Genomic DNA, 12,428 nt, shown 5'->3' on the forward strand with positions numbered 1-12,428 from the left:
CTTACTGGCTCTTCAGAAACGCGCGGAACTGCGGCGAGCGGGCGGCGCTTTCCCAGAATTCGACGATCGCCGGCTGAAACGCGTCGATTGCGCGGCGGCATACCGTCGGCCCGCCCAGCGCGCCGACATCGAACTTGTACGTGTTCTCATGGCGGAATTGCGCCCCGCCCGCCCCGGTAAGCACCACCGCAATATCCCATGCACCGCCGAATACCGGATCGCGGGTGAAGGATAGCGTCTCGATCGCGCCATCGATCACGGGGGCGTCCTGCGCCGCATAAAGCCCGCCGACGGTCAATTCCTCGATCATGGCGCCGCGAATATAATCCGATGGGCCGGTCCAGGCGGGACCGCCGTCCACCTTGAGCGAACACGCCGAAAACAGGCCCGTATCCGTCGCATCGGCAAGGCTCGCCGGCGTATTTCCAAACGATCCGACCGATACGCGCGTCCCGTCGAGCTGTTGGAGGTAGGACAGTGTATCGCGTGACGGGGTATAATCGGCGACGCCGGGCGTCTGGCACCCGCCGAGCCCAACCGCGACGAGGGCGATACCGAATTTCCAAAAACCCATCATGCTTTCCATCTCGATGCGCGGGGGGGAAGGTCGCTCTTATGCGGGAGCGGGCCGCAACGCCAGCGGGAGTTGCCGACCCGCAATCAATCGAGAACGATCTGTGGCCGCGACCTGGTGGATGGGGGGGTCGTTGGGCGTTTTCCGGACGGAGCTTCGGCCTTCGGCGCTGTGGGCGATGCGCTTGCGGCGGACCGGACGGATGCCGCGATTCGGCGGTCGATTGCAGAAGCCGGCGCCACCTCCCCGGCTTTTCGATAATCCAGAATGGCGAAACGATCGAGTTCGTCGGCCTGATCCTCCGGCGCGATCGGTTTGGCCGCCAGTGCGGGATTGGCGGCATGGCGCTGCGGCACCTCCGTCACCGGACTCGCGGCTGGCGTCGCTTCGGGGACAACGACGTCCTCCCCGGCGTAATGTGCGGCGAACGCGCCCGCTCGCCCCGCCCGACCGGGCGAGCGGTAGAAGATATGCGCGCCGACCACTGCTGTCTTCAACAGGCTCGGGCTCCAGTATGGAACGACGTAGTCCGCGTGATAATGCGTCGATAGCCCCACCGGTGCGTAGACCGAACCGGCGAGCGCATCCGCGGCAATCCTGCGCGCCTGAGCAAAGCGGCGGGGCGCAGGTGCGCGGGCAAGCGAGCCGTCGCAAGTAAAGGTGAACTGGCACCCGCTGCTCCGTTCGGCGCCCTGATATACGACACCGCACACGCTATTGGGATAGGCTTTGTGACGGACCCGGTTGAGCACGACCTGTGCTACGCCCCGTTGGCCATCCTCGCCTTCCATTCCGGCCTCGTAGTAGATCGCCGTTGCAAGACAGTCGAGGGCACGGACGCGCTGCGATGCTGCGGCGAACATGGGCTTGAACGCAGTTGGGGGGGTGATTGCCTCGCTGGCAAGCGGCTGCTGCGAATTGATGGTGCGGGCATCCTCGGCGTGCAGGGGGCGGATCTTATCCGCGGTCATCGTATCGAGCTTTGCCGGGACGTGCCGCCGACCCTGCGACATTGTGGAGTTCGGCTCGCTGCCAAACATATGGCGGCGTGTTAGGTCGCCTGCGATACCGAGCGATATGCACAGCACGAGAAGCGCCGCGAATGCGTAATGAGGCCGGAGCATCCGGCGGCAAAGTCGCTGTAAAAGGGGGCTAGGTAGGGTTGGGCTCGTTCGCACGCGTAAGCAATTTCATTCTGCGGGACGGGAGTCAAACGATCTAGAGACGCGAAAACGTATGGAACATGAACCGTTGCGCAGGGTCGTGTAGGAAGCGCGCACGAAAAACCCCCGGCCCAACGGGACCGGGGGTCTTTTGCGACAGGATGCCGAAGCACCCGTATCGTTGGATCAGGCCATCATCGCCGAATCGTCGAGCGAGATGTAACCGGTGCTGTCGAAGGAGACGTTCGTCGCGTCCACATCGTTCAGCGTAAGGGTGAAGCCCTGGAAGCTGTTGTTCGATGCCGAACCCGAGAAGGTTTCGTCTTCAAAGAACATGACCGTGTTGTCGCCGTCCTGCTGAACAAAGACTTCGAGCACGCCGACATTGCCGACATCGGTGTTCGAAATATCGGTGTCCGCATCGACGTTCACGACGGTGTAGGTGTTGCCGCCGATGAACAGAACGTCATCGCCTTCCGCACCGAAGCCGTTGATCGTGGCCGATCCGGTGCCGTCGCCGGTCGACAGAACGAAGATGTCGCTGGCTTCGGTTCCGTTGGAGGTCGAAGTGTCGTCGACGGTAACCGGGGTTTCAAAGCCCAGAGCTTCAATCTCAGCCTCGGCAGCGGCGACGTCCGCCTGCAACGCGTCAAGCTGATCGGAAACGGCCTGCGCATCCGCAACCTCTTGCGCCAGCTCAGCACGCGCGGTCACATCTGCCTCAGCCTGCGTGACATCTGCCTCCTCTTGAACCAGCTGGGTGTACAGCTGGTCGCCGTCCGGGATGGCGCTAACTGACGCCTGCGCGTTGGACAGCGCAGTATTGGCTTCGATTTCGGCGGCCTCGGCGTCCTCAAGATCCTGCGATGCGGTCAGCAGAGCAGCCGAACCCTGAGCCGAGCTATAGGCATCGGCGAGCACAAGGTTGCCATCATCGTCAAGTTCGATGACGGAGGTCAGGGTCGTACCATCGTCCAGGTCAACCGTACCGTTGCTATTCCGGATCAGAGTTGCATTTCCGCCCACGAAGGCTTCGAAACGCGCTGCGGCAGCGTTATACTCGGCATTTGCGACACTCAGCTCAGCGTTGGTCGTCTCTTCTTCCAACGTAGCAGCTTCAAGAGTGGCGATCGCTTCCTCAAGGCCGTCTACCGCGGCAATATCGGCTTCGACTGCATCGAGATCGGACTGGGCAACATCAAGCCGCGCCTGCAACTGTGCAGCGGTCGGCAGCGCCGCCAGTTCACCCTGCAGAGTAGTAAGATTGCCTTCGATTTCGGTTTCCGTGTCCGCATCTTCGGGTTGCGCTTCGAGGAACGCATCTAGAGCGGCGTTCGCACCTTGCAGCGACTGCAGCGAAGCCGTCAGGTTGCTTGCATCGTCGTCGCCCGGTTCGAGCGTGACTTCGGTGTCGGTGATCGCGGCGCCGCCAAACATCAGTGCGCCGTCCATGAACATCAGCTCACGCGGATCGTCGCCGCCGAATTCAATGGTGGTCGCAACGCCACCGACCGGAATGCTGATGGTCGAACCCGTTGCGGTGTTGGTCAGGATCAGACGCGAGCCCTCACGAACCGCGGTGTATTCCTCGGCCTCGCCGGCCACGGCAATGGTGTCGCCGCCGCTGTTGAACGACTGGTCGAAGCTGATGTCGCCGTCGTCGGTGTTTACGATGGTAACGGTTTCCGATTCGGCCGTACCGAATACGGTGATGTTCTGTCCGCCGACAGTCGCCGACCCGGAACTATCCAGAATAAAACGTGCCATTATTAAATCTCTTTCTTGCTTCTATCGATTAGAATTACGCAACCGTGTCGACGGGAACGCTGATGTCGCCGAACTGGAAGAAATCGTAGGAGGTGCCGCCGTCTTCGCCTTCGAAGCCGAGGAACTCACCCACGGCCGCTTCGGCGGTTTCTTCGTCGAACACCGTTGCATTGTCGCTGAGCACATCATCGATGGTGATGAGGTTCGTCTCGCCATCTTCGCCACGGAACGTGATTTCAAGGTCGTTCGCATCGTCGGCGCCCGTGCCGAAGAAAACCTCAGTGCCTTCGGGGACGAGGATATAATCGCCAATGTCGAAGCCGAGGATCGTGGCGTTGCTTTCCACCGACGGATCGTCCGTAAAGATGAAGTCGCCATCGGCGGCCTGGAACGGGGCGCCCGTATCGAGATCACCGTCGTTGTCTTCGTCGATGCTCTGACGCGTACCGGTGGGCGCGCCAGTGCCCTCATCAATGTCGTTGATCGTGATATTCACGTCTTGCGACACGGAATTGCCTTCCGAATCGGTCGCGATGACGGTCAGCGTGTAGCTGTCCTGCGTCTCGAAGTCGGGCGATTCCACGAAGCGGACTTCGCCGCTGTCGGGATCAATGGTGAACGCGGCGAAATCGTCGCTGTCCTCATCGATGCTGTAGGTGATGTCGTCACCATCAGCGTCCGTCGCGGTCGCGGTGTAGACGATCTCGTCGGCGTCCGTGTTCTCATCGAAGTCCACATCGGTTTCAGACGTGAAAACCGGGGCGACATTCTCGGGCTCGGGCTCGGGAAGGTCGATGTCATCGTCGTTGTCGTCGAGGACGGCATAGAGGCCGAGACCGGCAGCCGCAACGGCAGCAACGGCCAGGATGGGCGCGCCATTCGACTCGCCGCCGAGAGCGGACGCTTCCTCGCCTTCGTCGCCGGGTGCAGCGCGTGCATCGTCAGCCGCAGCAATCGCTTCGAAAACAGCAGCTTCCGAACCCATCGCGAGATCGACGGGCGCGTCCTGCGCGTCGGCGTCGTCTTCGTCTTCCTTCTCGTCTTCGTCGAACACGGCCTGAGCCTTGGCCTGAGCCTGGGCGGCATCGGCCATCTCGACGGGAGCTTCTTCCGACTCAACCTGCGGAACGGCGGCTTCCGAAGCAGCAGCGGCGAGCGCGGCGAGTTCGGCGGCGGTCATCGGCTTCGCGGTTTCGGCAGTGTTCGCTGAGGTTTCCGGAGTGGCTGCTTCGTTCGCGGGTGTTGCGGTCGAACCGGCCTGCTGGCCCTGCTCAACAGCAGTCGGTGCTTCGCTTCGTGTCATAATTCCGCTTTCCCTGAAATTTTGTTCAAGTTGATGTAACACCGGAGACCATCTTTAATCGATCCCCTGACGCGCTGTGCATAACAGCTTCAATCGCCCCGCCAAACTATTTTTTGCCAAAATGGGACAAGGGCGATTGTCTGGTATGATGTTTGTTATTGGGTCCTTTTTCGGATTAACCGAGGCTGACGCGCCGCGCGGCCTGTTCGAGACGAGGCATGGGTAGCAAGCGGGTCGTTAATGCTAACGTTTCAACGATCTAAGATGTTCCCCTTGGTTCCGGACATTCGTCTTGTTTTCCGGAACGCGGTCGTCGAGCCCCCTTCGGGTCAGGGGGCGAGCCACGGGCGGAATCGCGGCTCCACGTGCCGCATCTGCAACTCTATGTGCTGCACCGTGCAGCCATCGGCGGTCAGAAGGTCGCGCACCGCGGCATCCAGCTCCCGCCAGCCGACTCCTTCTGCCCGCAAACGTGCCAGCAAGGCAAAGGCGCGATCCTCATCCATGGCGTGCGATACGAAGAGCCGGTCGAGATTGTCGAAACATGCGGCAAGATCGCCGCGCCACGCGGTCATGGCCTCTCCTCCGGCGGAAGAAAAACCTGATCCGTTGTGGAGGTAATGCCCCCGGCCGGCGCATCGCCGCGATGCACCTGGCCAGGGATTGCAGCGATCATCGTTCTTCCAACGCCTCGTCCGCCGTCTTGAGAATCGGCTTGGTCAGATAATGGAACACGGTCGTCTCGCCGGTCTTGATCTCCGCGGTCGCGGTCATGCCGGGTTGAATGGCGATCACTTCGTCCGGGCGGCGCGGCCGCATGCGGGACGTGTCGACCTCCAGATTTGCGGCGTAGTAGCTGACGGGACCATCGGGCGTTTCCTCGGTCAGCGTGTCGGCGCTGACATAGGTCACCTCGCCTTCCGCCGAACCGTAGATCGATGCATCATAGGCATCGAACTTGACCGCCGCATCCTGGCCCGTGCGGATGAAGGCGATGTCGCTGGGCGGAATGCGCGCCTCCACGATGAGCGCGCCGCCCGTCGGCACGATCTGCAACACCTCGTCACCGGGTTTCAGCACGGCACCGATCGTCGTGTACTTGACGTTGACGACCACGCCATCGGTCGGTGCGTAGAGCTCGGTCTGCTGCAACGCCTGCTGCCGCTGCGCGAAGGATTGCTCGGCCGTGGCGAGCTCGCCTTCGATGCGGGCGTATTCGGTCTGCAATTCCTGAAGATAGGCGTTGCGGCGATTGGTGATCTGCCCTTCGAGATCGGCCACGGTGCGCTGCATGCGCAGAACCTCGGACCGGCTGACGTCGCCGCTGTCGACGAGCGGCATGTTCATGGCCAACTCCTCGCGCACGAGTTTCAGCATGGTTTGAAGGTTGCTCAATTCCTCGCGCAGGGCGCGGCGACGCTGATAATAAAGCGCGCGTTGGTTCGCGATGAACTCGCCGTCGCGCACGTCCGAGGGAAAGCGCAACGGACGATCGAACAGCTCGGCTTCGATCCGCGCCATCTGCGTGCGCAGATCCTCGACCGTGGCGACCGATTCCTCCACCGCCGCGGATTGCGTCACCTTGTCGAGCACGACCAGAAGCTGCCCCTTCTTCACCCGGTCGCCTTCGCGCACGAGCATCTGGCTTATCACCCCGCCTTCCGAACTCTGCACGATCTGCGTCCGGGCGGACGGGACCGCCGTGCCCGGCGCGCGGGTGATCTGATCCAGCTCGGCCCAGAACGACCACGCAAGGAAACCCAGCACGGCCGCGGCCGCGAGGGCGATGATGATATTCGATTGCTTGATCATGTCGATCCTCGGGAAAACTCAGGCGCCAGAGGGCGGCGTGTCGCCTGCGCCGGGTTTTGCGGATGGGCTCGGTTTCGGGGATGCGGTTGCGTCGTCGCCCGCCGGAGCCGTGTTTCCGGCATTCTGCCCGGCATGGACATGGCCGGACGCCTTGCGGTCCGGCGCGGCGGGGGCGGCCCCGGCGGCGCTTCCGCCCGACGCGGCAGCACCCTCGTCCGAAGCGGCTGGCGATCGCCGCACGACCGTCGTTTCGCCCGTTTTTGTGGCGGTGACGCGCTGACGCTTTTGCTGCGTGACCTTTTTGTCGGACGTATTGCCGCGCAGTTTTTCGAGGACTTCCTTCGGCGGCCCGTCGAGCCGGACCTGTCCGTTGGTGACCACGATCACGCGATCGACAAGCTGCAGCAATTGCAGCCGGTGCGTCACGATGACGAGCGTGCTGTTACTGTCGAGCCCGGATTTCAACGCGCCCAGAACGCGCGATTCGGTTGCCTGGTCGAGATTGGAAGTCGGCTCGTCGAGCAGCATCACCCGCGGCTTGCCCAGCATCAGCCGGGTCAGGCCCGACAGCGTGCGCTGTCCCCCCGAAAGCCCGCGCCCGCCTTCGGAAATCGGCAGGTCCAGCCCCATCGGATGTCCAGCGATCATGGGCGCCAGGCCGAGATCGCCCGCAACGCGCATCAGCTCGTCATCGCCCGGATTGGCCATGCCGAGCAGGATATTGTCGCGCAGCGTCCCGTTCAGCATGCGCGTATCCTGCGGCAGATATCCGACATGCTGACGCAGGATATCTTCCGCGACGTGATGCATGTCCAGCCCGCCGATCGTCACCGAACCCTGCGCCGGTGCATAAAGCCCGGCGAGCACGCGCAGCAGCGTCGATTTGCCCGAACCGATACCGCCGATGATGGCGACGCGTTCGCCCGGCTTTATCTCCAGATGCGGGATATGAAGCCCCGAGCGCGCCCCGGCATAGGCGAATTGCACGTTTTCGAGCCGGATCGGCCCGTCGAGCTTTTCGGGGCGCAGCGGCTCCATCTCGGTCGGTCGGTCGAGCGGCAGCGCGAGAATCGCGTCCAGCATGGAGAGCGAGGACCGCGCATAGCCCCATTGAATGAGAAAATTGGGAAGCTGGCTGACGAGCGGGCCGTTGATGCGGCCGGCAATGATTGCGCAGGCAATCAGCGCACCCATCGTCATCTTGCCATCGCTGACCTGGATGGCGCCGAGCGCGATGATCGCGACATAGGCGATCTGCTGCAGGCTGCTGAAGATCGAGCCCGCGATCGCCTGCCAGCGTTTCACCGGGTCTTCGTGCAGCTGCAGCTCGTCCATGAGCGTGTTCCAGCGGGACAGCATGTGCCACCCGCCACGATTGGCCTTCACCGTTTCGACCGCGTCAAGCGATTCGACCAGCAGGCCGTTCTTGCGATTGCCGCTGACCTGCGCCTTGGCAGTGTCCTTGCGAATGAGCCGGGCAATGGTGAACGCCATGATGAGCGCGATCGGGAAGCTAATGATCGGCACGATGGCGACGATGCCGGCAAGGCTGGCGATGACGAAAATGAAGAACAGCGCAAAGGGCAGGTCCGCGATCAGGAAGATCGAGGCCGAACTGAGCAGGGAGCGCACCTGCTCCAGCCCGCGCAGCTGTGCCGCCATCGTGCCGATCCCGCCCGGCCGCGCATCGAGCCGGACGGCCTGCGCCCGCGCGAAGAAGAATTCCGACACCTCGGCGTCGATCTTCGCCGCCTCGCGTTCGATCATGAGCGAGCGCGTCGTGCGCAGCGCAAAATCGATGAGAAGCGCGAACAGCACACCGGCGGTAAGCACCCAGAGCGTGGAAAAACCGCTGCGCGGAATGACGCGGTCATAGACCTGCATCGAGTAGAGCGAGGTCGCCAGCGTGACGAGATTTATGATGATCGTCGCAACGACGGCGGACAGGAACACCTTCTTGCGCAGCAAAAGCGAGCGCCAGAAGACCGAAAGCGCGCTGGGCACGTCCTCCCGCTCGACCGAGCGGGGCAGGGCGAGTTCGAAGAATTTGACCCCGCTGCGATATTCCCAGCGCTCGTTCTTTTCGCCCGAATACACGCGCAGCGTCTCGGTGCTTTCCCACTGATCCGCGATGCCCCACCCGCGCGACGGCGAATGGATGAGCAGCGGAAACTGGTTCGGGCGCGGACGCCCGCCGACCTCGGTCGGCTCCTTCCACCCGGCAGCCTCGGCCAGCGCATAGATGGCGGAGGCATCGTCGGGCTGATCGTTCTGCGTGTTCGCGTCCCAGTCGGGCGGCAATTCCACCCCGCGTTGCCGCGCGAAGACTTCGACGAGTTGCTTGAGTTTACTCTTCACGTTCAGCTTCCATGAGGTCGGCAGCGTCCATGCGGTCGCCGGTTTCCATAAGGTCGGGGCGCCATTCGCATGTGCGCAGGAGAAGGCGGGCCGCAGAGGCCATCGCGGTCGTCTGTGCATCGACCAGCGTGATCTGCGCCGCCATGCTTTCGCGCACGGCATTCATCACGTCGAGCCAGGTGCGCCGGCCGGTAATGAACTGCCGCACGAAGGATTCGGTGACGTTGTCGGTGGCGATCGCGGCGGCATCGCTGCTCTCGATCGTTTCGGCAGATGTCGCGTTTTCCACCACGTCGAGCAGGATGGATTCGCGCAATTCACGTTCGGCCACGGTGATCTGCAAAAGGCTGGCCTGTTCGCGGAGCGCCGCACCCCGCGCCGCGGAAAACGGCGCCAGCCCGCCGGAGGATTGGGCCGTCACGACCACGCCGAAACGCGTGCCGTAAATCTCGTCATCGGACAATTGCACGCCGACATTGGGCATGATCTGCGCCTTGGCAAGCTTGCGATCGGCCTCGGCCACCTGCGCCTCGGCGGCAAAGCGCCGGCGCGTGGGATCGCAGGTCAGCGCCTGCAGCACGGCAGAATCGGTTGGCGGGTGATGCAGGGCGCGCGAATATTCGGGGATCGGCCCCAGCTCGAAATCGGCATTCCCGGTGAGCTGCGCGAGCCGTTGCAGGCTCGTATAGCGCTGCGCGATGGTCTGGCTCAATTGCTGACGGACTTGCGCCGTGCGCGATTTGGCAAGGTCGAGATCGGATCGCGGGCTGACTTCCTGCTCCACCCGGCGCGTCATCGATTCGACAAGCCGCTGATGCTCGGCGAGGCTGACGTTGAGGATCTCTTCGCGCCGCGTGGCGCGCACCGCCTCGTAATAGGCGTTGATCGTCTGCATCGCGAGCTGCTGCGCCGTTTCGGCAAGCTGCGCATCCGCGACGGAGGACACCGCCTCGGCACGTTCGATATTGCCGGTGATGCGGCCCCCGGTCCAGATCGGCTGCTCGATCTGTATCTGCGGGGCGAAATCGCTGCGCGCGTTGTCGCCGATCCGCCCGCCCACCGAAACGCTGGGAAAGCGCATCCATTCCGCCGCGTCTACATCGGCCTCGCTCGCCCGGATGCGGGCCTGTGCCGCGTCCATCGCGGGATAGGTCGATACGGTGCGCGCCGCCGCCATGCCGAGTCGGTCCGGAACCGCGGGCGGCACCGGGATCGCCGTGTTCGCGGCGCGTATGTCCGCCGGCACTGGCGGACCATAGCTATCCTGCGCGGCGGAATGCGCAACGCCGGCCATGAGCACGAGGCTCAGACCGGCGGCAAAGCGCAACGCATGTTTCCTGACCGAGCATGAAAGATTACCCGGTTCGGTCCTTGAAACCAAAAGAGACACCTTCCCGAAGAAGCCCCGACCTGCCCGCCGTCCATCCCGGCTGGCGAGCGGTCCCTAACACAGCGGCGCGAATATGCCGAACTTGGTTAACCTGTGCTTGCCACCGGTGGAAATCGGGGCCAGGCCGCGAAAGGCGGACCGTCCGCATCCGTTTCCCTCGGAAACGCACCGGTTGGCCAGTGCGCGACCTCCGCGTCGCGCCGGTCACGCCGTTTTCGAATCGCAAGCTAACGGTTCGGCCCATGCGGTCCGGCCACCCCGGGCCGCAATGGAATGGCCGCTCTCCTATATGCAATCGCCCATATCGCAAGGGGAATTTCGTCGAAACCCTTGCGACAAGGCAGATCGGGATCGCCCGATCAGGGATTGGGCAGCGGATCACCCATTTCGCCGGAGGTTTCGCCCTCGGCCTCGCGTTCGGCGCGCAGGCGGGCTTCATATTGCTGCTCGAGCTGTTCGACGCGCTCCTGCTCCGCCGCCGCATCCTCGTCGATCTCGGCGAGCCTGCGCGCGCGTTCCTCGGCAATCAGCTGTCCGAAACGCACGTCGGAGGCGTTTTCCTTCTCGGCATAGGCTTCCTCGATCCGCTCCGCCTCACACCCGGTATAGCCGCCCGGCCCGACCGTGGAACAGCTTTGCGCGCCGGTCGCGCCCACGTCGCGATTCGCCATCACACGCTCGTTCCAACTCTCGTTCTTCCTGCTGTCCGACTGACGCAGCGGGGCGGGGATGCGATACGGATCTTCCTGCCGGACGCAGACGGTAATCTCCTGCTCCGTCGATTCGGGGCAGGGTTGATCGCCGTATACGATGACCTGATTGACCGACGGTTCGGCCGCGTCCTGAGCAGCGGCGGGCATCGCGAACGCGGCCATCGTCATCGCGGTGACGAGCGCGGCGCCCCTTGTGCAGCGGGTGCGAAACTCAAATCCGGTCATAATGCGTGCGCCTCCATGCGCGTCCTCATTCATTTTCATAGCCGCAGAAGGCGTGAACCAGTGGTGAAACCCGCCCTTCCGCATGGCCGTCATATGCGTTTCGACACCGCGATCGCTGCCTTGCAGCCAAGCCGGATCGCACCCGACAGAAGCGCATAGGCGGGCGCGCGTTCGGCGCCGCTTTCGATCGCGGTTTGGTGATGCTCGCGCTCTTCGTCGCGGAACTTGTGAATGATTTGCGAAAGCTCCGCATCATCCTCGCCGAGCGCGTCGAGCTGATCCGAATAATGCTTGTCGATCTCGGTCTCGACCGCGGCGGTGCAGGCCATCGCCGCCTCCGGTCCGATGAGAGCGGTCGCCGCGCCGAGCGCGAAACCCGCCACGTCCCAGAATGGCTGAAGGATCGTGGGCCGCACGCCCCGCTCGATGAGCAGGGCATCGAAGCGGGCGCGATGTTCCGCCTCCTGCGCGGCCATGGCGGCGATTTCATTGCTGCCCGGCGCGCGGTCGCCCATCACGGCAAGCTGCCCGGCATAGATGCGGGTCGCGCCGAATTCGCCCGCGTGATCGACGCGCACCATGGCGTCGATGTCGTTCTGCCTGTCTTTCACCGCCTGTGTCATGCCCTATCAACGCGCAAACCGGCGCGCGGTGCCGAAAAGATCAGCGCGGCGATCGCCGCAGCTGTCGAAATAAGGAAATTCCACCCCGCGAGCGATATGCCCAGCAGGGACCAGGGCGCCACGTCGCACCGGGTGATCGGCGCGTTCATGATCGCGTCGAGCGCGTTGCCGCCGCCGGTATCGGCATTCATCGCGCAGCTCGTGACACCGTCCCACCAGCCATATTCGACGCCCGCGTGAAACCCGCCGAGCAACCCCGCGACAAGCAGCAGCAGCGCGGCGATCCGCACCAGCCATGCCCGCATCTCGCCGCCCACGACGAAGGACAACACCGCCGGCACCAGCGCCGCGAAATGCGCGTAACGCTGCCACCAGCACATTTCGCAGGGGAACAGGCCGAAGCCATATTGCGACACATACGCCCCGATCAACAGGGCCGCCGGCACGGTTCCGACGATAGCCTGCGCCTTTCGCAGGGGACCGGGGCGGGGCGGCATGGC

11 protein-coding genes are annotated in these 12,428 nt (G+C 63.5%); all 11 read right to left on the reverse strand.

Translation table 11 applies throughout. From position 1 onward, the window contains the following. Position 1: 1 nt before the first annotated feature. Complete coding sequence (locus K4G67_RS04960; RefSeq protein WP_239805271.1) at positions 2-577, reverse strand: hypothetical protein; 576 nt, start codon at positions 575-577, stop codon at positions 2-4. A gap of 83 nt (positions 578-660) precedes the next feature. Then, positions 661-1,698 carry a cell wall hydrolase gene (locus tag K4G67_RS04965; RefSeq protein ID WP_239805272.1) on the reverse strand — a complete coding sequence of 346 codons (1,038 nt, stop codon included), beginning with the start codon at positions 1,696-1,698 and terminating at the stop codon, positions 661-663. A gap of 225 nt (positions 1,699-1,923) precedes the next feature. Continuing rightward, positions 1,924-3,504 carry a hypothetical protein gene (locus tag K4G67_RS04970; protein WP_239805273.1) on the reverse strand — a complete coding sequence of 527 codons (1,581 nt, stop codon included), beginning with the start codon at positions 3,502-3,504 and terminating at the stop codon, positions 1,924-1,926. Between the two features lie 34 nt (positions 3,505-3,538). Beyond that, positions 3,539-4,807, reverse strand: a complete 1,269-nt coding sequence (locus K4G67_RS04975) for a cadherin repeat domain-containing protein (protein WP_239805274.1) — start codon at positions 4,805-4,807, stop codon at positions 3,539-3,541. 329 nt (positions 4,808-5,136) lie between these two features. After that, complete coding sequence (locus K4G67_RS04980; RefSeq protein WP_239805275.1) at positions 5,137-5,382, reverse strand: hypothetical protein; 246 nt, start codon at positions 5,380-5,382, stop codon at positions 5,137-5,139. A 97-nt stretch (positions 5,383-5,479) separates the two neighbouring features. After that, positions 5,480-6,619 carry a beta-barrel domain-containing protein gene (locus K4G67_RS04985; protein WP_239805276.1) on the reverse strand — a complete coding sequence of 380 codons (1,140 nt, stop codon included), beginning with the start codon at positions 6,617-6,619 and terminating at the stop codon, positions 5,480-5,482. A gap of 18 nt (positions 6,620-6,637) precedes the next feature. Next, positions 6,638-8,977 carry an ATP-binding cassette domain-containing protein gene (locus K4G67_RS04990; protein ID WP_239805277.1) on the reverse strand — a complete coding sequence of 780 codons (2,340 nt, stop codon included), beginning with the start codon at positions 8,975-8,977 and terminating at the stop codon, positions 6,638-6,640. Next, positions 8,967-10,304 (reverse strand): TolC family protein, encoded by a 1,338-nt coding sequence (locus tag K4G67_RS04995; RefSeq protein WP_239805278.1) that lies wholly within the window; start codon positions 10,302-10,304, stop codon positions 8,967-8,969. The genes K4G67_RS04990 and K4G67_RS04995 overlap by 11 nt, the downstream gene beginning before the upstream one ends. Before the next feature lie 422 nt (positions 10,305-10,726). After that, the gene (locus tag K4G67_RS05000) at positions 10,727-11,305 is read right to left on the reverse strand and encodes a hypothetical protein (RefSeq protein WP_239805279.1); all 579 of its coding nucleotides are present in this window, start codon (positions 11,303-11,305) and stop codon (positions 10,727-10,729) included. 89 nt (positions 11,306-11,394) lie between these two features. Further along, positions 11,395-11,928 (reverse strand): demethoxyubiquinone hydroxylase family protein, encoded by a 534-nt coding sequence (locus K4G67_RS05005; protein ID WP_239805280.1) that lies wholly within the window; start codon positions 11,926-11,928, stop codon positions 11,395-11,397. Then, positions 11,925-12,425: a disulfide bond formation protein B gene (locus K4G67_RS05010; protein ID WP_420829995.1), complete on the reverse strand. Its 501-nt coding sequence runs from the start codon at positions 12,423-12,425 to the stop codon at positions 11,925-11,927. The genes K4G67_RS05005 and K4G67_RS05010 overlap by 4 nt, the downstream gene beginning before the upstream one ends. Between the last annotated feature and the right edge of the window lie 3 nt (positions 12,426-12,428).

It is taken from the genome of Croceicoccus hydrothermalis (assembly GCF_022378335.1).
Lineage (GTDB): Bacteria > Pseudomonadota > Alphaproteobacteria > Sphingomonadales > Sphingomonadaceae > Croceicoccus > Croceicoccus hydrothermalis.

Coding starts and splice junctions, on each gene's coding strand:
- K4G67_RS04960 (WP_239805271.1), bottom strand. CDS start 577: ATGATGGGTTTTTGGAAATTCGGTATCGCCCTCGTCGCGGTTGGGCTC.
- K4G67_RS04965 (WP_239805272.1), bottom strand. CDS start 1,698: ATGCTCCGGCCTCATTACGCATTCGCGGCGCTTCTCGTGCTGTGCATA.
- K4G67_RS04970 (WP_239805273.1), bottom strand. CDS start 3,504: ATGGCACGTTTTATTCTGGATAGTTCCGGGTCGGCGACTGTCGGCGGA.
- K4G67_RS04975 (WP_239805274.1), bottom strand. CDS start 4,807: ATGACACGAAGCGAAGCACCGACTGCTGTTGAGCAGGGCCAGCAGGCC.
- K4G67_RS04980 (WP_239805275.1), bottom strand. CDS start 5,382: ATGACCGCGTGGCGCGGCGATCTTGCCGCATGTTTCGACAATCTCGAC.
- K4G67_RS04985 (WP_239805276.1), bottom strand. CDS start 6,619: ATGATCAAGCAATCGAATATCATCATCGCCCTCGCGGCCGCGGCCGTG.
- K4G67_RS05000 (WP_239805279.1), bottom strand. CDS start 11,305: ATGACCGGATTTGAGTTTCGCACCCGCTGCACAAGGGGCGCCGCGCTC.
- K4G67_RS05005 (WP_239805280.1), bottom strand. CDS start 11,928: ATGACACAGGCGGTGAAAGACAGGCAGAACGACATCGACGCCATGGTG.
- K4G67_RS05010 (WP_420829995.1), bottom strand. CDS start 12,425: ATGCCGCCCCGCCCCGGTCCCCTGCGAAAGGCGCAGGCTATCGTCGGA.